This window comes from Aeromonas sp. sif0611, from assembly GCF_019218845.1.
In the GTDB taxonomy this organism is placed as follows: domain Bacteria; phylum Pseudomonadota; class Gammaproteobacteria; order Enterobacterales; family Aeromonadaceae; genus Aeromonas; species Aeromonas media.
In genome coordinates this window covers 44,184-62,129 of the sequence record NZ_JAHUWU010000009.1, presented here as the reverse complement: position 1 = coordinate 62,129, position 17,946 = coordinate 44,184, and the positions used below count along the sequence as shown (strand labels likewise).

The following is a 17,946-nucleotide window of genomic DNA, read 5'->3' as shown; positions in this document are numbered from 1 at the left end:
ATGCTTTTGTGTCCCTCGATGTAAATCGCACAATTCGCAACACTGTCTTGCAGCACCTTGCGGCAAGGGATTGGAGAGGTCATGACGAAGAAAAAGGTACTGCTCTCCTGGAGCAGCGGAAAAGACAGCGCCTGGGCCCTGCATCGCTTGCGCCAGGATCCGGCGATCGAGGTGGTGGGGCTGTTCACCACCCTGAATCAGGCGTTCGAGCGGGTGGCCATGCACGGGGTGCGCAAGCAGTTGCTGACGGAGCAGGCTGCGTGCGTGGGGCTGCCACTGCACTGCATCGATCTGCCCTGGCCCTGCAGCAACGAAGAGTATGGCCGGATCATGACCGGCTTCATCGCCGAGGTGCTGGCCATAGGGATCCGCCACATGGCATTCGGGGATCTCTTCCTCGAAGATGTGCGCGCCTATAGAGAGAAACAGCTGGCGGGCACCGGCATAGCGCCCCTGTTCCCGCTCTGGGGTAGCGACACGAGCGAGCTGGCGCAGGAGATGATGGCCGCCGGCTTGAGGGCCAGGATCAGCACGCTCGACCCCAAGAAGCTGGATATGAGCCTGGGGGGGCACGAGTTCGACGAGGTGTTGCTGGCGGCGCTGCCGGACGGGGTGGATCCGTGCGGTGAGAACGGCGAGTTCCACACCCTGGCCTTTGATGGCCCCATGTTCCTACGGCCCCTGGCGATCCGGGTGGGGGAGACAGTGGTGCGGGATGGCTTCGTCTTTACCGATCTGCTGCCGGATGAGGCCCCCTGACGGCGGCAGGCTCATCTCCCGTTTGCTGGATGCGACAAGGCCGGATCCCTGGGGATCCGGCCTTGTCGTCTGGTCCGGCTCAGCGGGCGGCGAAGGTGTCGCAGCTGGCGGGCTTGCCGCTGTCAAAGCCCCGCTTGAACCAGGCGAGGCGCTGGGCCGAGCTGCCGTGGGTGAAGCTGTCGGGCACCACCCGGCCCTGACCCCTCTGCTGCAGGCGGTCGTCACCTATGGCCTGGGCGGCGTTGAGGGCCTCTTCCAGATCGCCGTGCTCCAGCACCTGCTCCTTCTCCATATGGTGACCCCAGACCCCGGCGAAACAGTCGGCCTGCAATTCGAGTTTGACCGACAGCTTGTTCTGCGCGGCCTGGCTCAGCCCCTGTTGTTGCTGGCGCACCTTGGTCGAGATGCCGAGCAGGTACTGCACGTGGTGGCCCACCTCGTGGGCGACCACATAGCCCTGGGCGAAGTCGCCATCGGCCCCGAGCTTGTCGCGCATGTCCTGATAGAAGGAGAGATCGATGTAGACTGTGCTGTCTGCGGGGCAATAGAAGGGACCCATGACCGACTGGCCCTGACCGCAGCCGGTCTGGGTGGCTCCGCGATAGAGCACCAGCCTGGGGGGCTGATACTGGTTGCCGCTTCGGGAGAAGATCTCGCCCCAGGTGTCTTCGGTGGAGGCGAGCATCACAGAGGTGAATCTGGCCAGGGGATCGCTGGCCAGCTGAGACACATTCTGGCGCGGCGCCTGGCTCTGCTGGGCCGGCTCGTCGAGCAATGGGCTCAAGTCCACGCCGTAGTAACCCGCCACCATGACCACGACAATCAGGATGAGGCGGCCCTTGCCGCCGAGGGGCAGGCCGCCGCCCCCGCTGCCACTGCCCTGTTGGCGCCTGTCTTCCACGTTGCTGCTCTCACGGCGATCTTGCCAGCGCATAGCCCCATACTCCCGTCATTGGTGGTGGCAATAATGATAATGGCTGCTGGCGCGGCCCGCCTGATGAGGGGGGGTTATTCGGCCCAGGGCATCTCGGGCAGGCAGTCGAGGAACTCGGCGTAGCGGGTCAGGTTGAAGGGGCCCTGTTCGGCCTCCATGGCCATCAGCTCGGCACCGAGGGCACAGGCGATGTATTGCAGCGCCTCGTCCCGCGGGGTGCCCTTCATCACCAGCCGCATCAGGGTGGCTTTCACCTGCAGGGGATGGCCGTCGGCGAGCTGGTTGTCCACCATCTCCAGCAGTGTCTGTTCGTCAAAGAATTCGGTGGTGTCCGTCATGGGGGATCTCCTGTTTGTTGTACTGTGGATTGGGATAGGGCGGGCAGTATAGCCGGAACCGCCGTGCGACTCATGTGGCAGGGACTAAATGTCGGCTGCCGGGGGCTGTGGTCGCCGGTTTGAGGTCCATGATGGCCTCCTTTTGGCCGGGGATCTTGCCAAGCGCCGGCTGTGGGGGCAGTCTTGATGGCTGTTGTTCTCATCACACGAGCCCTTTGCCATGATCTTCTCCGAGCGCCTCATCCTGCGCGAGCTCAATACCGACGATGCCCCCTTCATTCTCGAACTGCTCAACGACCCCGATTTCCATCGCTACATCGGCGATCGCGGGATCCGCACCCTGGACGACGCCGAAAACTACATCCAGCAGGGGCCGGCGGTCAGCTATGCCCAGCACGGGCACGGTCTCTATCTGGTGATGCGACGGGAAGACGAGGCCAAGTTGGGCATCTGCGGGCTCATCAAGCGCGACACCCTGCCGTGCGAAGACATCGGCTACGCCTTCCTGCCCGCCTGGCGTGGTCAGGGCTATGGCATAGAGGCGGCGCAGGCGGCGATCAAGGATGGGCGGGAGCGGCTCGGCATCGAGCGGGTCATCGCCATTGTCACCCCGGGCAACGAGCGATCTGTGGCGCTGCTGGGCAAGCTGGGTCTGGTGCGCAGCCGTCTGGTCAGGCTGAGCGAGGATGCCGACGAGTGCCTGTTGCTGGAAGCGGCCGATACCCAGGCCTGCACTGTCTGAGGGATGGCAGGGCCGTCAATCAGAAGAGGGGATCACAAGGCTGAAGGCGAGGGAGACAAGGGGGCCGCCGTGAGTTGCGGCCTGTCTGCATCGGGTGCTGCCGGTGGGCAGGATCAGTTGAGTTCTTCGATGGAGAACTCGCCAGGGATGCCATCACAGGAGATGGCGAAGCCACCGCTGGAGCGGGTGCTGAACTGGATCAGAAACGCATCATAGTCATGCTCTTGCACGGGCAGGTTGATGGGTTTGCTGCGACGCAGGGGTTTGTGTGTTTGTACGGCTTTCATCATGGTATTTCTCTATATAAATTAAATAATTGCTCCTTGTATTTGCAAATGTAGGTCAATGGGCGCGGTCAGATCCGCGCAGGAATACCCAGCCCCATAAGGGCGTCTGCACTATCAAGGAATATGCGGATGCATAGTTCAAATTGGGTGGGCAGATCGGGTCTGCACCGTGAGAGCCGGGCAACGCAGGCAGACAGCCTGACGGTTCTCAAGGCGAGTAAATCAGAGGAAGGTTATGTGGGTACTGGCAGGATTCATCTAACGTTGAAGCATTGCGAACATAAACTGGGCTGATTAACTAGCCGGTGCGCATTCTCTCTTCGAAATGAATAAAAAGCAAACACTAATTGTGCGATGTCGCGACGATGCCGCATCTTCCATTGCCAGACCGCCAACGAGAAGGGCTCCCGAGGGAGCCCTTCTGCCTTTGCCAGTGACTGCCTGCGGCTGACTCAGTAGTCGCCGCTGGCCTTCTTGGCGGCGGTGATCATGGGGGTGATGGTCATGCCTTGCACCACGATGGAGAACATCACCACCGAGTAGGTCATCACCAGGATCACCTCCCGCAGATCGACGCCCTGCTCTGGCAGCACCATGACCCCGGAGGGCAGCGCCAGCGCCATGGCCATGGCCAGACCGCCACGCAGGCCGCCCCAGGTGAGGATGCGCACCGAGAAGCGGTTGTAGCTGCGGAACTTGCGGAAGGCCACATAGGGCAGGGAGACGCTGATGAAGCGGGCGGCGAGGCAGAGCGGCACCGCGATGACCAGCAGGATCCAGTCTTGCCAGGCCAGATCCAGCAGCACCAGCGCCAGGCCGATCAGCAGGAACAGCAGGGCGTTGAGGAACTGATCCATCAACTCCCAGAAGTGATCCAGGTGGTGGCGGCTCTGTTCGGAGAAGCCGGACTGGCGGGTCCAGTTGCCTATCATGATGCCGGTGACCACCATGGCCAGGGCACCGGAGACGCCGATCATGTTGGCAAAGGCGAAGCCCGCGGTCGGGATGCACAGCGTCAGCAGCAGCTCCAGGGAGCCGTCGTCGGTGGCGCTGATCATCACGTGGGCAATGAGGCCCAGCACGGCGCCGAACAGGATGCCGCCGAGGGCTTCATGCAGGAACAGGCCGGCCACGCTGCCAAAGGTGGGCTCGACGCCGCCAAAGGCCACGGCGAAGACGGTGGCGAAGATCACCAGGCCGACCCCGTCGTTGAACAGGGACTCCCCTTCGATCTGGATAGCGATCTGGGGAGGCGCCTTCATCTTCTTGACGATGGCGAGCACGGCAATGGGGTCGGTGGGGGAGATCAGGGCACCGAACAGCATGCAATAGACCAGCGGCAGTTCCCAGCCCAGCAGCTTGGCGATGAACCAGAAGCCGTAGCCGATGATGAAGGTGGAGAGCAGGGTCGCCGCGATGGAGAGAATGGTGATCTCCCATTTCTGGCTGCGCAGTGCCTTCAGATTGATGCCGAGACCACCGGCAAACAGCAGGAAGCCCAGGATCCCCTTCAGCAGGAAGTTCTGGAAGTCGATGCTTTCCATGGTCTCGACGGCCAGAGGTTCCAGATTGAACCAACCCAACTTACCAAACAGCACCATCAGGGCGGAGATCAGCATGGATCCTGCGGTGATGGCGATGGTGGTCTGGATCTTCACGACATACTGGTTGGCAAAGGCGATGAAGATCGCCAACGCTGCCAAGAAACAGAGTGTGTAGTAGACGCTCATAGTTATTTTTCTCTTTAGTAAACAGCAAGCACGTATCCCCGTTGAGGACGGGCATAGGGTACTCTCGGGCCACATCTTACTCATTACCTATTTGTGAGTATATGCTCGATATTTCGGACAGATAGACGGCTAGATTTCCATTTGATTTTTTTGCTGCTAGGATGGACCTCACGCAGTTGCATGGATGTAAGGGGTAGAAGCGGTGTCGAGCATAGAGTCGAGCAAGAAGTCGGACGTAACAAAGAAACTGGAAGCCTGTCTCAAGGAGCGGATCCTGATCATCGACGGTGCCATGGGCACCATGATCCAGGGGTACAGGCTCGGTGAGGCGGATTATCGCGGTGAACGGTTTGCCGACTGGCATACCGACATCAAGGGCAACAACGATCTGCTGGTGCTGACCCGGCCGGCGGTGATCCGCGAGATCCACGATCAATACTGTGCCGCCGGGGCCGACATCCTCGAGACCAACACCTTCAACGCCACTCGCATCGCCATGGCCGACTACGAGATGGAAGCGTTCTCGGCCGAGATCAACCGGGAGGCGGCCCGTCTGGCCCGCGCCGTGGCAGACGAGTGGACGGCCAAAGAGCCCCACAAGCCGCGCTTCGTGGCAGGGGTGCTGGGCCCCACCAACCGCACCGCCTCCATCTCGCCGGACGTGAACGATCCCGGCAAGCGCAACGTCACCTATGACCAGCTGGTGGCCGCCTACACAGAATCGACCCATGCCCTCATCGAGGGGGGCGCCGACCTCATACTGATCGAGACCATCTTCGACACCCTCAACGCCAAGGCCGCCGCCTTCGCGGTGGATCTGGTGTTCGAAGAGCTGGGCTACAGCCTGCCGGTGATGATCTCCGGCACCATCACGGATGCTTCCGGTCGCACCCTCTCGGGTCAGACCACGGAAGCCTTCTATCATTCGCTTCGCCACGTCAAACCCATTTCGTTCGGTCTCAACTGTGCGCTGGGCCCGGACGAGTTGCGCCAGTACGTGGAAGAGTTGTCCCGCATCAGCGAATCCTGCGTCAGCGCCCACCCCAACGCCGGTCTGCCCAATGCCTTCGGCGAGTACGATCTGGACGCGGGTGAGATGGCGGATCATATCCGCGAATGGGCCCAGAGCGGCTTTCTCAACCTGGTGGGGGGCTGCTGCGGCACTACCCCGACCCATATTCGCGCCATGGCGGACGCCGTGGCGGGCATCAAGCCCCGCGTCCTGCCCGAGCTGCCGGTGGCCTGCCGGCTGTCCGGCCTCGAGCCCCTCATCATCACCTCTGAGTCCATGTTCGTGAACGTGGGGGAGCGCACCAACGTCACCGGCTCGGCCAAGTTCAAACGCCTCATCAAGGAGGGGCTCTACGACGAGGCCCTGGACGTGGCCAAGCAGCAGGTGGAGAGCGGCGCCCAGATCATCGACATCAACATGGACGAGGGGATGCTGGACGCCGAGGCGGCCATGGTGCGCTTCTTGAACCTCATCGCCGGCGAGCCCGACATCGCCCGGGTGCCCGTGATGATCGACTCCTCCAAGTGGGAGGTGCTGGAGGCGGGCCTCAAGTGCGTGCAGGGCAAGCCTGTGGTCAACTCCATCTCCATGAAGGAGGGGGAGGATAAATTCATCGAGCAGGCCAAGTTGCTGCGCCGCTACGGCGCCGCCGTCATCGTGATGGCGTTCGATGAGGTGGGCCAGGCCGATACCCGTGCCCGCAAGTTCGAGATCTGCCAGCGCGCCTACCGGATCCTGGTGGACAGGGTCGGCTTCCCGCCGGAAGACATCATCTTCGATCCCAACATCTTCGCGGTGGCGACCGGCATCGACGAGCACAACAACTACGCGGTGGACTTCATCGAGGCGGTGAAGGACATCAAGACCCATCTGCCCCACGCCATGATTTCCGGCGGCGTCTCCAACGTCTCCTTCTCCTTCCGCGGCAACGAGCCGGTACGGGAAGCCATTCACGCCGTCTTCCTCTACCACGCTATCCAGAACGGCATGGACATGGGGATAGTCAACGCCGGTCAGCTCGCCATCTACGAAGACATTCCGGCGGAGCTGAAGGCGAAGGTCGAGGCCGTGGTGCTCAACTTGAGTGACAGCGCCACCGAGGATCTGCTGGCCATCGCCGAAAAGTATCGCGGCGCCGGCGCCCAGGCCGAGGATCCCCGAGATCAGGAGTGGCGCAGCTGGCCGGTGGGCAAGCGGCTGGAGCATGCCCTGGTCAAGGGCATCACCGACTTCATCGAGGAGGACACCGAGGAGGCGCGGGCCGGGGCCGACAAGCCGCTGCACGTGATCGAAGGGCCGCTGATGGACGGCATGAACGTGGTGGGTGACCTGTTCGGCGCCGGCAAGATGTTCCTGCCCCAGGTGGTGAAGTCGGCGCGAGTGATGAAGCGGGCGGTCGCCTACCTGCAGCCCTACATAGAGGCGGAGAAGTCCGGCGGCTCCAGCAACGGCAAAATAGTGATGGCCACCGTCAAGGGGGACGTGCACGACATCGGCAAGAACATCGTCGGCGTGGTGCTGCAGTGCAACAACTACGAGATCGTCGATCTCGGGGTCATGGTCTCCTGCGAGACCATCCTCAAGACGGCGCGGGAAGTGGGGGCGGACATCATAGGCCTGTCCGGCCTGATCACCCCGTCCCTAGACGAGATGGTGCACGTGGCGAAAGAGATGGAGCGCCAGGGTTTCAAGTTGCCGCTCTTGATCGGCGGTGCCACCACCTCCAAGGCGCACACCGCGGTGAAGATAGAGCAGAACTATTCCGAGCCCGTGGTCTATGTGTCCAACGCGTCGCGCGCCGTCGGGGTGGCCCAGAGCCTGCTGAACCCCGAGCTCAAGCCCGCCTTCGTCGCCCGCATCGACAAGGAGTACGAGATAGCGCGGGATCAGCATGCCCGCAAGCAACCTCGCTCCAAGCCGGTCTCCCTGGCCCACGCCCGCGCCAACCGCCATCAGCTTGACTGGGTCGGCTATGAGCCCCCTGCACCCCGCGAGCCGGGTGTGCAGACCTTTGAGAACGTGCCCGTCTCGGTGCTGCGCCCCTACATCGACTGGACGCCGTTTTTCCTGAGCTGGGAGCTGGCGGGCAAGTATCCGCGCATCCTGGAAGACGAGATCATCGGCGAAGAGGCAACCAAGCTGTTTGCCGATGCCAACGCCATGCTCGACCAACTGGAGAAAGATCAGAGCGTGCGCTGCGCCGGCATCATAGGCCTGTTCCCCGCCAACGGGGTGGGGGACAGCATAGAGGTCTACAGGGACGAGTCCCGCACCGAGGTCATCAAGGTGCTGCACCACCTGCGCCAGCAGAGCGAGAAGCAGGGCTTCCCCAACTACTGTCTGGCGGACTATGTGGCCCCCAAGGAGAGCGGCAAGCCCGACTGGATCGGCGCCTTCGCGGTGACCGGCGGCATCGGCGAGGAAGCCATAGCGCAAGCCTACAAGGCGGATCACGACGACTACAACGCCATCCTTATCCAGGCGGTGTGCGACCGTCTTGCCGAAGCCTTCGCCGAATACCTGCACGAGCAGGTGCGCAAGCGGCACTGGGGTTATGCCCCGGACGAGGCCCTCAGCAACGAGGAGCTCATTCGCGAGAACTATCAGGGCATACGCCCGGCGCCGGGCTATCCGGCCTGCCCGGAGCACACCGAGAAGGGCAGCATCTGGGAGCTGCTTGATGTAGAGCAGGCCATCGGTATGCAGCTCACCGAGTCCTACGCCATGTGGCCGGGGGCGGCGGTGTCGGGCTGGTACTTCTCCCACCCCGAGAGCAAGTACTTCGCAGTGGCGCAGATCCAGCCCGATCAGGTGGAAGACTATGCCCAGCGCAAAGGCATGACGCTGGTGGAGGCCGAGCGCTGGCTGGGGCCGAACCTGAATTAAGGCGTTGCGACCGGTCAGTCCAGATTGATCTTTGACGAACAACGGCGGCATCCTGTACTGGGGGACAGACCAGTCTGGTGCCGCCGTTTTACATCTGGATGACAGCGGGATGGCATAGCAGAGTTCTGCGTGGTTTGTCTTGTTGTCAGGAGAAACAATTGGCGTTGTCTTGGCGCTGTGGCACTTTATACTCTCCCGCCCCATCCTGCCCAGGCACTGCCTTCTAGCGGAATTGTCATGAATATTGCCATTTTATCCCGCGAGCCCAACAACTACTCCACCCGCCGCCTGGTCGAGGTGGCGCAGGCGCGCGGGCATCAGGTCGAGGTGCTCGACACCCTGCGTTGCTACATGAACATCGCCTCCCACAGCCCCTCCATCCACTACGAAGGACGGGAACTGGCGAGCTATGACGCCGTGATCCCGCGCATCGGTGCCAGCATCACCTTCTATGGCACCGCCGTGCTGCGCCAGTTCGAGATGATGAATACCATGGCCCTCAACAGCTCGGTGGCCATCTCCCGTTCCCGGGACAAGCTGCGTGCCATGCAACTGCTCTCCCGCCACGGCATCGGCCTGCCCATCACCGGCTATGCCCACAGCACCCACGACGTGCCCGACCTCATCACCATGGTGGGCGGCGCGCCCCTGGTGGTGAAGCTGCTGGAGGGGACCCAGGGGATAGGCGTGGTGCTGTGCGAGACCCAGAAGGCCGCCGAGAGCGTGATCGAGGCCTTCATCCAGACCAACAACAACATCCTGGTGCAGGAGTACATCCGCGAGGCCAATGGCGCCGACATTCGCTGCGTGGTGGTGGGTGGCAAGGTGGTGGCGGCCATGCGTCGTCAGGCCCAGCCGGGGGAGTTTCGCTCCAACCTGCACCGTGGCGGCGAGGCGTCGGCCATCAAGATCACCCCGGAAGAGCGGGCGACCGCGGTGCAGGCCGCCAAGATCATGGGGCTGGACGTGGCCGGGGTGGACATCCTGCGCAGTGCCCGCGGCCCCCTGGTGCTGGAGGTGAACTCCTCCCCCGGCCTGCAAGGGGTCGAGGCCGCCTCCGGCAAGGATGTGGCGGGCAAGATCATCGATTTTCTGGAGCTCAAGGCGAGTCGCAAGCACAAGCCGGCGGAATGAGTCCCGGACGAGTGTCAGACAGGTAAAAACAGGGCGCCCTCGGGCGCCTTGTTGCAATCTGGCTGGTGGGCAGCGGGCTTGCCGGGGTGTGTCTGTTGTCTCCCTTCTCCCCCTTGCGGGAGAAGGGCCGGGGATGAGGGGGCTATGCCTTCGTGGGTTCGCTGGTGATCATCGCCAGCCTGGCGCTGAAAACGCCATCCTCCAGCCGGGTCTCTATCTGCCAGCCCAGCTTCTCGCAGATGCGCTGGATGATGGTGAGGCCGCAGCCGTAGCCCAGGATCTGATCCGGCGCCGCCGCCGTCGGGTTGCTGATGGTGAGCACCTGCCCCTGAAGCGCGATCTCGATGTGACCCTCGGCGTAGCTCAGGGCATTCTTCAGCAGGTTGCCGAGCGCGATGGCGAGCAGGGAGAGGGGGGCCTGCACCTCGCTCTGCTCGTCCAGATTGAGGCGGATGTCGAGGTTCTCCCGCTGCAGCAAGGGGGCGAGGCGCGCCAGCTCCCGCTGGATCAGCGGTGCCACCCATTGCGGGGGGCGCTCGACCGCTTCCTTGCGCCCCAGCAGCAGGAAGGTCTCGGTGAGCAGGGCCATCTCGTCGCTGGCGGTGCGAATGCGGCTAGCGGCCCGGGCGGCGGGGGCGGGCAGGTCGCTCACCTTGCCGAGCAGGGCGGCCGAGCCCTGGATCACCATGTTGGGGGTGCGTAGCTCGTGGCTGGCGAAACGGCTGAACTCCTGCTCACGGGCGAACACGGCGGCCACCTCGTGCTTGCCCGCCAGCAGCGCCAGCTCGATCTCCCGCAGCTCCTGCCAGGGGGCGTCCGGCACGAAGTCGACCTGATCCGGGGTGAGGTGGGCGACGCGCTGACGCAGCCTGTCCAGGGGCCGGGTGATGTGGCGTACCAGCCAGATGCCGAACGCTATGCAGCCGAGCAACAGGACCAGCCCGATCAGCCGGGTGACCAGGTGCAGCCTGTCTTCGTAAGGATCCAGGTAGTCGTCGGCGTCGTCGTTGAACACCAGATAGAGCAGGCCCTGGCCCGAGGGGTGGGCGCGCACCAGGAAGTGTTTGTCCTCCTCGCCCAGCTGGTGCTCGAAGAAGCCGGGGGTCTGGTAGGGTTTCAGCCAGGCCGGCAGGCGTCCCGCCTCCGTCCAGTAGCTGGAGAACTGGCGCGGGCTGGGGGCGGGGGCCGCCTGGCCGAGCCGCAGCCAGTCATCGTTGTAGCGGGTGACCTCGGCCTCCAGCCAGTGGCGCAGGCTAAGCTCCTCCATTTTGTTCTCGGCCACCACCATCAGCAGGCTCAGGATCAGCAGCAGCAGCAAGCCGGCCCCGCCCAGCGCCAGGATCAGGCGCTTGCGCAGGCTCGGCAGATTCAAGGCTTGCTGGCTTGGGGGCGCAGAAGGACTCATGGTTTGACCAGCCGGTAGCCCTGGCCGTGCAGTGTCTCCAGCATGGGGCTGGGGAAGGGTTTGTCCAGGGCGTTGCGCAGGGCGTAGATGTGGCTGCGCAGGGCGTCGGAGTCGGGCTCATCATCGCCCCAGACAGTGTCGAGCACCTCCTGGCGCGTCACCAGCTGGGGGGCCCGTTTCACCAGCAGGCTGAGGATCTGGAAGGGGATCTTGCCGAGCTTGAGCTCCACCCCGGCGCGGGTGGCGCGACCCGCGGCGGGATCCACCTCCAGCTCGCCGAACGCCAGCGCCCCCATGTCGCTGCGGGGGCCGCGCAGGGCCAGGGCCTGCAACCGCACCTCAAGCTCCTCCATGGCGAACGGCTTGACCAGGTAGTCGTCGCCCCCCGCCTTGAAACCTGCCAGTTTGTCGTCCAGGCTGTCGCGGGCGGTGAGAAAGAGCACAGGGGTGGCGATGCCGTCCGAACGCAACCGCTCGACGGTGCGCAGGCCGTCGAGGCGCGGCATCATGACGTCCATGATGATGACGTCGAAACGCTGCTCGGCCAGCAGTTGCAGGGCGGCCTGGCCGTGATAGGCGCAGTCTACCCTGTGCCCGGCCAGCTCCAGATAATCCATGACGGTCTCAGCCACCTGGGGACTGTCTTCCACCACCAGTATTTTCATGCTCTGATCTCCTGGTTTGGGCCGAGATTTCACGGCCATTTCACACCGGATGAGACATCCTGTGTGCCAGTGTAACCCCGAGGATCCCCGATGAAGAAGTCTCTCTGCGCCCTCTGGCTATTGATTTTATTGCCCTTTGGCCTGGTGCAGGCGGCCGAGTTCAAGCTGACCGGCCGCACCAGCTGGCAACTGGGCCAGTTGATGGTCAACGGTATTCCCTTCGTGATCGATGATCAGACCCGCTTCAAGGACGGTCTGGACGAAGACGATCTCGGCGGCACCTGGGTCGATCTGGAAGGGGTGATGGAGGGAGACAGGCGGCTGGTTCGCGAGGTGGAACCGCTGGAAGAAGAGCATGAGATGGAGCTGGAGGGGCCGGTGGAAGGGGGCCGGATCTGGGGCTATGTCACCTCGGACGACAGCCTGACCCCCTTCGAGGGGCGCTGGCTGGAGCTGGAGTGCCGCTTCGACGGCATGCGTCTGAGCCGCTGCCGTGAGGACGACTGAGCCGCCGCACCAGTGAACCGGAAAATTTGCCCATCCAGGCCCATAGTTAAACCTCCTCGCCGGGTTGACCATGGGCCTGCTTGCTATGACCAGAACCGCCTTGTTCCTGCTGCTCTCCTTTCACGTCCTTGCCGACGAGCCCGAGCTCTGGCTGGTGGAGCTGGAGCACAACGACGGCCTCCGCCTGCAGTTCCAGGGGGCCGAGCTCGAGCTCGGCAGCGCCGCGCTGCACGGCGTAGCGCAGTATGACGATCTCAGGCCCGGCATGCACCTCGCCATCCAGAGCCGATACGGCGTTGCCGAGCAGATCCGGCTGCGCACGGCTGAGCCGGATCCGGTGCAGAGCGGCCAGTGGCGGCGGGCGGAGGACCGGCTGGTCGCCACCGCAGGAGAGAGCCTGCTGCTGCAGCAACTGGGGGGGCTGGTGTTTGATGCCGGCACCCGCTGGGTGAACGGCAGCCTCACCGATCTGCAACCGGGTCGCAGGCTGGTGCTGAGCCGGGATGATGCGGGCCGTCTGACCGAGATCCTGATCCCCAACCCGGAGGACACACTCGATCCCGATGAGTGAGCCGCGTCCGCGACTGGTTGTTCTTTCCCCTTGTTAATGACTTGTACTTTAAAATTCCCCACTTATACTGGCGCCATCTTGTCGGAGTGCTGACCGTCGAACGACGCAAAGCTGAGACCGTTAATTCGGGATCCGTGGAACCTGATCAGGTTAAGACCTGCGAAGGGAAACAAGGGTAACTTGCGAGTTGCCGCGCCGGGGGAGTCGCCACTTCTCCCTTGCCAGGAGGGGAACCCCGGGCAAGAACAGGCGCACAGGAGGGAGGTCGTCCCACCGCTTGCCCATCAGGGCGGCGAATGTCCCCCACAAGGGGGCGGGACGGCAGAGCAGGGATGATCCATCCCGCGCTCGCTCCCTCTTGAGAGCACACCCAGATTGCAAGTTCATCACTTCTCCTCGAACTCCAGACAAGCAAACACCCATAACTTCAACCAGTTAATGTGAGTTTTGCTATGTCTACCTCTTCTGAAAACAGCAAGTCCGTGCCCGCCAGCCGCCGGGAGCAGCGCTCCAGTGCCCAGGCCTTTATCGACAACCTCAAGGGCATGGCCCATCCCAACTCCAGACGCATCTTCATTCAGGGTTCCCGTCCCGATATCCGGGTGGGGCTGCGGGAGATCGTCCTGGCTGACACCTTCGTCGGCGGCAGCAAGGAAGAGCCCCAGTTCGAGCCGAACGATCCCGTGCCCGTCTACGACACCTCGGGAGCCTATGGGGACGAGAGCGCCGAGATAGACGTGCGCCGCGGCCTGCCGCGCCTGCGTGAAAACTGGGTGCTGGAGCGTGGCGACACCGAAGCCCTGGATGATCTCAGTTCCGCCTTCACCCAGGAGCGCCTCGCCGACGAGGGACTGGATCACCTGCGTTTCGATAATTTGCCCAAGCCGCTGCGCGCCAAGCCGGGTCGCCGGGTGACCCAGTTGCACTATGCCCGTCAGGGGATGGTCACCCCGGAGATGGAATTTATCGCCATTCGCGAGAACATGGGTCGCGAGCGGGTGCGCTCCGAGCTGCTGCTGCGCCAGCATCCGGGTCAGGGCTTCGGTGCCCGCCTGCCGGAAAACATCACCCCCGAATTCGTGCGCGATGAGGTGGCCGCCGGCCGCGCCATCATCCCGAGCAACATCAACCACCCGGAAGCCGAGCCCATGATCATCGGCCGCAACTTCCTGGTGAAGATCAACGCCAACATAGGCAACTCGGCGGTCACCTCCAGCATCGAGGAGGAGGTGGAGAAGCTGGTCTGGTCCACCCGCTGGGGCGCCGACACCGTCATGGATCTCTCCACCGGCCGCTACATCCACGAGACCCGGGAGTGGATACTGCGCAACAGCCCTGTGCCCATCGGCACTGTGCCCATCTATCAGGCGCTGGAGAAGACCAACGGCATCGCCGAGGATCTCACCTGGGAGCTGTTCCGCGACACCCTGCTGGAACAGGCCGAGCAGGGGGTGGATTACTTCACCATCCACGCCGGCGTGCTGCTGCGCTACGTGCCCATGACCGCCAAGCGCCTCACCGGCATCGTCTCCCGTGGCGGCAGCATCATGGCCAAGTGGTGCCTGTCCCACCACAAGGAGAACTTCCTCTACCAGCACTTCCGCGAGATCTGCGAGATCTGCGCCGCCTATGACGTGGCCTTGTCCCTCGGGGACGGCCTGCGTCCGGGTTCCGTCTATGACGCCAACGACGAGGCCCAGTTCGCCGAGCTGCACACCCTGGGGGAGCTCACCAAAATCGCCTGGGAGTACGATGTCCAGGTGATGATCGAGGGGCCGGGTCACGTCCCCATGCACATGATAGAGCGCAACATGACGGAGCAGCTGGAGCACTGCCACGAGGCGCCTTTCTACACCCTGGGCCCGCTCACCACAGACATAGCCCCCGGCTACGATCACTTCACCTCCGGCATAGGCGCCGCCATGATCGGCTGGTACGGCTGCGCCATGCTCTGCTACGTCACCCCCAAGGAGCACCTGGGGCTGCCAAACAAGGAGGACGTCAAGCAGGGCCTCATCACCTACAAGATCGCCGCCCACGCCGCCGACCTTGCCAAGGGGCACCCGGGCGCCCAGATCCGCGACAACGCCATGTCCAAGGCGCGCTTCGAGTTCCGCTGGGAGGATCAGTTCAACCTGGCGCTGGATCCCGAGACCGCACGTGCCTACCACGACGAGACCCTGCCCCAGGAGTCCGGCAAGGTGGCTCACTTCTGCTCCATGTGCGGCCCCAAGTTCTGCTCCATGAAGATCACCCAGGACGTGCGCGACTACGCCGCCAAGCTGGAAGCGGTCGAGGTGAAACTGGTGGGCATGGATGGCCAGCAGGAGCGGGTGGTGACCGAGGTGGAGAGCGGCATGCACCGCATGGCGGAGACCTTCAAGGAGAAGGGGGGCGAGCTCTACCATCAGGCGGCGGCCCTCAAAGAGGAGCGGGAAGAAGCATGAGCAGCAAGCCCATCGTCTGGACCATAGCGGGTTCAGATTCCGGGGGCGGTGCTGGCATCCAGGCCGATCTGCACAGTTTGCATGCCCTCGGGGTGCACGGCTGCTCCGTCATCTCCGCCATCACCGCCCAGAATTCGGTGGCGGTGAAGATGGTGGATCCTGTGCTGATGCAGAGCTTCTGTGCCCAGATCGACGCCCTCGGCGTCGATCTGCCCCCGGCCGCCATCAAGATCGGTCTGCTGCCGACCCGGCTCCATGTGGAGGTGCTGGCCCGGCGGCTCGATACGTTAAGCGCCCCCTTCGTGATCTATGACCCCGTGGCCATCGCCAGCACAGGCACCCCCATGGCGGAGCCCAACATGCTGGCGGCGGTGCGTGAGCACCTGTTGCCAAGGCTGTCGCTCATCACCCCCAACGGCCCCGAGCTGGAAGCCCTGACCGGCATTCCGGCGACCAGCCCCGCGCTGGTAAGAGCGGGCGCGGCCAGGCTGCGTGAACTCGGCGCCCGCGCCGTGCTGGTGAAGGGCGGTCACCTTGAGTGGAGCGGGGATCTCTGTCTGGACTACTACCAGGACGAGAGCCGCGAGTTCTGGCTGGCGGCGCCGCGGCTGAATACCCGCCATGGCCACGGCACCGGCTGCTGTTACGCCAGCGCCATCGCCGCCGTGGTGGCGCTGGATTATCCGGTGGAGGATGCCATCACGCTGGCGCGCGCCTACCTGCAACAGGGGTTGGCGGCGGCGCAGGGAGTGGGATCGGGCCCCGGCCCCATAGCCCATCTCGGCTGGCCCGGGGATCTTGCCCACTTCCCCCGCGCCGTGCTGGCGGGATCAACGCTGGATCGCCGCTTCGGCCTGCATGAGCCAAGCAGCGCTCGCCTGCCACAAGGGCCTTTTGTCTCAACCGAACACTGTCTCGGCCTCTATCCGGTGGTGGATTCGGTGCCGTGGCTGGAGCGGCTGCTGGAAGCCGGGGTCAGGACACTGCAGCTGCGAATCAAGGATCTGCCCGCCGATGCCGTGATGCCCGCCATTGCGGCGGCGGTGGCCCTGGGGCGCCGCTTCGGGGCCCGGCTCTTTATCAACGATTACTGGCAGCAGGCCATAGCCGCGGGTGCTTACGGCGTGCATCTGGGTCAGGAGGACATGGAAACGGCGGATCTCGCCGCCATCCAGGCCGCTGGCCTGCGCCTCGGCATCTCCACCCACGGCTACTTCGAGCTGATGCGGGCCCGCGAGCTGGCCCCGTCCTATATCGCGCTCGGCCACATCTTCCCCACCAATACCAAGCAGATGCCGTCCCGCCCCCAGGGGCTGGTGCGGCTGCATCACTACCGCGCCCTGATGCAGGCCTGGCCGACGGTCGCCATCGGCGGCATCGGCGAGGATCGCGTGGTTGCGGTGCAGGCAAGCGGGGTCGGCAGTATCGCCCTGGTCTCCGCCATCACAGGGAGTGACGACTGGCGGGGGGCCACGGCTCGTCTGCTGGCTGCCGTGGGGGCCGGGGATCCGGCGCGCTCTGCCATAGCGGCGCAGGAGGTGGAACATGCTCTCTGACGAGGCGTCTCTCGGTGACGAAGAGTACCTGAGATACGGCAGGCAGCTGATGCTGGCCGAGATAGGGGAAGAGGGGCAGGTGAGGCTCAAGGGCAAGTCGGTGCTGATCGTCGGTCTGGGCGGGCTCGGTTCGCCACTGGCCCTCTATCTCGCCGGGGCCGGGGTGGGGACGCTCTGGCTCGCCGATGGCGACACCCTGGACTCCAGCAACCTGCCGCGCCAGATCCTGTTCGACGGGGAGGGGCTGCGTCGCTCCAAGGCGGAGCTGGCCAGGGAGAGATTGGCTGCCCACAACCCCCATGTGGAGCTGATCGCCATCAACCAGCGTCTCGATGGGACTAGCCTACCCGGCTTCGTGGCCGAGGTGGATCTGGTTGTCGATTGCTGTGACAACCTCGCCAGCCGCCACGCCATCAACGCCGCCTGTGTCGAGCAGGGCAAGCCCTGGATCTCGGCGGCCGCCGTCGGCTGGCAGGGTCAGCTGATGGTGCGCAGCGCCCCTGAGCATGCCTGCTACGCCTGCCTCTACCCGGCGGATACCGAAGTAAGGGAGAGCTGCCAGAGCAGCGGCGTCACCGGCCCCCTGGTGGGTGTGATGGGCTCATTGCAGGCGCTGGAAGTGCTCAAGCTGCTGCTCGGGCGCCCCAGCCCGGTGGCGGGCACCCTGCGCCGCTTCGATGCCCTGGCCCATGAATGGCAGACCCTGCGCCTGCCCGCCGACCCCGACTGCCCGGTCTGCGGCAGCACCAACCCGGCCCTGAAGGATTAACCATGAAGATCCGATTGAACGATATCGAGCTGACGCTGCCCACCGGCCAGCGCCTGACTGAGTTGCTGGCGGTGCAGGAAATTGCCCCCCAGGGGGTGGCGGTGGCCCTCAACGGCGCCGTGCTGCCCCGCAGCCGCTGGCCAGACACCCGCCTCAATGACGGGGACGAGATCCACCTTTTCACCGCCATCGCCGGAGGCTGAG

At 64.1% G+C, this 17,946-nt stretch carries 16 protein-coding genes and 1 riboswitch; of the genes, 10 read left to right on the top strand and 6 right to left on the bottom strand.

The window, feature by feature from the left end:
• Positions 1–81 precede the first annotated feature (81 nt).
• Entirely contained in the window at positions 82–759 is a 678-nt protein-coding gene (locus tag KW824_RS17805; RefSeq protein WP_218410576.1) for an adenine nucleotide alpha hydrolase, read from the top strand.
• Between the two features lie 79 nt (positions 760–838).
• Here KW824_RS17805 and KW824_RS17800 read toward each other — a convergent pair whose 3' ends face one another.
• Positions 839–1,693, bottom strand: coding sequence for a neutral zinc metallopeptidase (locus tag KW824_RS17800; RefSeq protein ID WP_218410574.1), 855 nt, complete (start codon positions 1,691–1,693; stop codon positions 839–841).
• 74 nt (positions 1,694–1,767) lie between these two features.
• Complete coding sequence (locus KW824_RS17795) at positions 1,768–2,031, bottom strand: hypothetical protein (protein WP_005331711.1); 264 nt, start codon at positions 2,029–2,031, stop codon at positions 1,768–1,770.
• Between the two features lie 220 nt (positions 2,032–2,251).
• Here KW824_RS17795 and KW824_RS17790 point away from each other — a divergent pair, with 220 nt between their 5' ends.
• Positions 2,252–2,773: a GNAT family N-acetyltransferase gene (locus KW824_RS17790; RefSeq protein WP_041206779.1), complete on the top strand. Its 522-nt coding sequence runs from the start codon at positions 2,252–2,254 to the stop codon at positions 2,771–2,773.
• A 113-nt stretch (positions 2,774–2,886) separates the two neighbouring features.
• Here the strand turns inward: KW824_RS17790 and KW824_RS17785 are convergent, their stop codons facing one another.
• Together KW824_RS17785 and KW824_RS17780 are read right to left on the bottom strand one after the other, a co-directional pair.
• On the bottom strand, positions 2,887–3,063 hold the full coding sequence (locus tag KW824_RS17785; protein WP_005326732.1) for a hypothetical protein: 177 nt from the start codon (positions 3,061–3,063) through the stop codon (positions 2,887–2,889).
• Positions 3,064–3,512: 449 nt separating this feature from the next.
• Complete coding sequence (locus KW824_RS17780) at positions 3,513–4,790, bottom strand: sodium:proton antiporter (RefSeq protein ID WP_041206775.1); 1,278 nt, start codon at positions 4,788–4,790, stop codon at positions 3,513–3,515.
• Positions 4,791–4,992: 202 nt separating this feature from the next.
• Between KW824_RS17780 and metH the strand changes: the two genes are divergently transcribed.
• Both metH and rimK read left to right on the top strand, forming a co-directional pair.
• Positions 4,993–8,688 (top strand): methionine synthase, encoded by a 3,696-nt coding sequence (gene metH, locus KW824_RS17775; RefSeq protein WP_218410572.1) that lies wholly within the window; start codon positions 4,993–4,995, stop codon positions 8,686–8,688.
• Positions 8,689–8,925: 237 nt separating this feature from the next.
• Positions 8,926–9,822 (top strand): 30S ribosomal protein S6--L-glutamate ligase, encoded by an 897-nt coding sequence (gene rimK / locus KW824_RS17770; RefSeq protein ID WP_005326726.1) that lies wholly within the window; start codon positions 8,926–8,928, stop codon positions 9,820–9,822.
• A 142-nt stretch (positions 9,823–9,964) separates the two neighbouring features.
• Here rimK and KW824_RS17765 read toward each other — a convergent pair whose 3' ends face one another.
• Together KW824_RS17765 and KW824_RS17760 are read right to left on the bottom strand one after the other, a co-directional pair.
• Positions 9,965–11,194 carry a HAMP domain-containing sensor histidine kinase gene (locus KW824_RS17765; protein WP_218410630.1) on the bottom strand — a complete coding sequence of 410 codons (1,230 nt, stop codon included), beginning with the start codon at positions 11,192–11,194 and terminating at the stop codon, positions 9,965–9,967.
• Positions 11,195–11,223: 29 nt separating this feature from the next.
• Positions 11,224–11,892: a response regulator transcription factor gene (locus KW824_RS17760; RefSeq protein WP_218410570.1), complete on the bottom strand. Its 669-nt coding sequence runs from the start codon at positions 11,890–11,892 to the stop codon at positions 11,224–11,226.
• A gap of 90 nt (positions 11,893–11,982) precedes the next feature.
• Here KW824_RS17760 and KW824_RS17755 point away from each other — a divergent pair, with 90 nt between their 5' ends.
• The 6 genes from KW824_RS17755 to thiS all read left to right on the top strand — a co-directional run bounded on the left by KW824_RS17755 (position 11,983) and on the right by thiS (position 17,945).
• A complete protein-coding gene (locus KW824_RS17755; RefSeq protein WP_218410568.1) occupies positions 11,983–12,399 on the top strand; it encodes a hypothetical protein in 417 nt (138 codons plus the stop codon).
• Between the two features lie 85 nt (positions 12,400–12,484).
• Entirely contained in the window at positions 12,485–12,970 is a 486-nt protein-coding gene (locus tag KW824_RS17750) for a hypothetical protein (protein ID WP_218410566.1), read from the top strand.
• Positions 12,971–13,042: 72 nt separating this feature from the next.
• Positions 13,043–13,156: riboswitch (TPP riboswitch) on the top strand.
• A gap of 266 nt (positions 13,157–13,422) precedes the next feature.
• Positions 13,423–15,417, top strand: a complete 1,995-nt coding sequence (gene thiC / locus KW824_RS17745; RefSeq protein ID WP_305730036.1) for a phosphomethylpyrimidine synthase ThiC — start codon at positions 13,423–13,425, stop codon at positions 15,415–15,417.
• Positions 15,414–16,973, top strand: a complete 1,560-nt coding sequence (gene thiE, locus KW824_RS17740) for a thiamine phosphate synthase (RefSeq protein ID WP_218410565.1) — start codon at positions 15,414–15,416, stop codon at positions 16,971–16,973. Before thiC ends, thiE begins: the two co-directional genes overlap by 4 nt.
• Complete coding sequence (locus tag KW824_RS17735; protein WP_218410563.1) at positions 16,963–17,742, top strand: HesA/MoeB/ThiF family protein; 780 nt, start codon at positions 16,963–16,965, stop codon at positions 17,740–17,742. Before thiE ends, KW824_RS17735 begins: the two co-directional genes overlap by 11 nt.
• Positions 17,743–17,744: 2 nt before the next feature.
• Positions 17,745–17,945 carry a sulfur carrier protein ThiS gene (gene thiS, locus KW824_RS17730; RefSeq protein ID WP_005331003.1) on the top strand — a complete coding sequence of 67 codons (201 nt, stop codon included), beginning with the start codon at positions 17,745–17,747 and terminating at the stop codon, positions 17,943–17,945.
• The last annotated feature ends 1 nt before the right edge of the window (position 17,946 follow it).

Coding starts and splice junctions, on each gene's coding strand:
- KW824_RS17805 (WP_218410576.1), top strand. CDS start 82: ATGACGAAGAAAAAGGTACTGCTCTCCTGGAGCAGCGGAAAAGACAGC.
- KW824_RS17800 (WP_218410574.1), bottom strand. CDS start 1,693: ATGCGCTGGCAAGATCGCCGTGAGAGCAGCAACGTGGAAGACAGGCGC.
- KW824_RS17795 (WP_005331711.1), bottom strand. CDS start 2,031: ATGACGGACACCACCGAATTCTTTGACGAACAGACACTGCTGGAGATG.
- KW824_RS17790 (WP_041206779.1), top strand. CDS start 2,252: ATGATCTTCTCCGAGCGCCTCATCCTGCGCGAGCTCAATACCGACGAT.
- KW824_RS17785 (WP_005326732.1), bottom strand. CDS start 3,063: ATGATGAAAGCCGTACAAACACACAAACCCCTGCGTCGCAGCAAACCC.
- KW824_RS17780 (WP_041206775.1), bottom strand. CDS start 4,790: ATGAGCGTCTACTACACACTCTGTTTCTTGGCAGCGTTGGCGATCTTC.
- rimK (WP_005326726.1), top strand. CDS start 8,926: ATGAATATTGCCATTTTATCCCGCGAGCCCAACAACTACTCCACCCGC.
- KW824_RS17760 (WP_218410570.1), bottom strand. CDS start 11,892: ATGAAAATACTGGTGGTGGAAGACAGTCCCCAGGTGGCTGAGACCGTC.
- KW824_RS17755 (WP_218410568.1), top strand. CDS start 11,983: ATGAAGAAGTCTCTCTGCGCCCTCTGGCTATTGATTTTATTGCCCTTT.
- KW824_RS17750 (WP_218410566.1), top strand. CDS start 12,485: ATGACCAGAACCGCCTTGTTCCTGCTGCTCTCCTTTCACGTCCTTGCC.
- thiC (WP_305730036.1), top strand. CDS start 13,423: ATGTCTACCTCTTCTGAAAACAGCAAGTCCGTGCCCGCCAGCCGCCGG.
- thiE (WP_218410565.1), top strand. CDS start 15,414: ATGAGCAGCAAGCCCATCGTCTGGACCATAGCGGGTTCAGATTCCGGG.
- KW824_RS17735 (WP_218410563.1), top strand. CDS start 16,963: ATGCTCTCTGACGAGGCGTCTCTCGGTGACGAAGAGTACCTGAGATAC.
- thiS (WP_005331003.1), top strand. CDS start 17,745: ATGAAGATCCGATTGAACGATATCGAGCTGACGCTGCCCACCGGCCAG.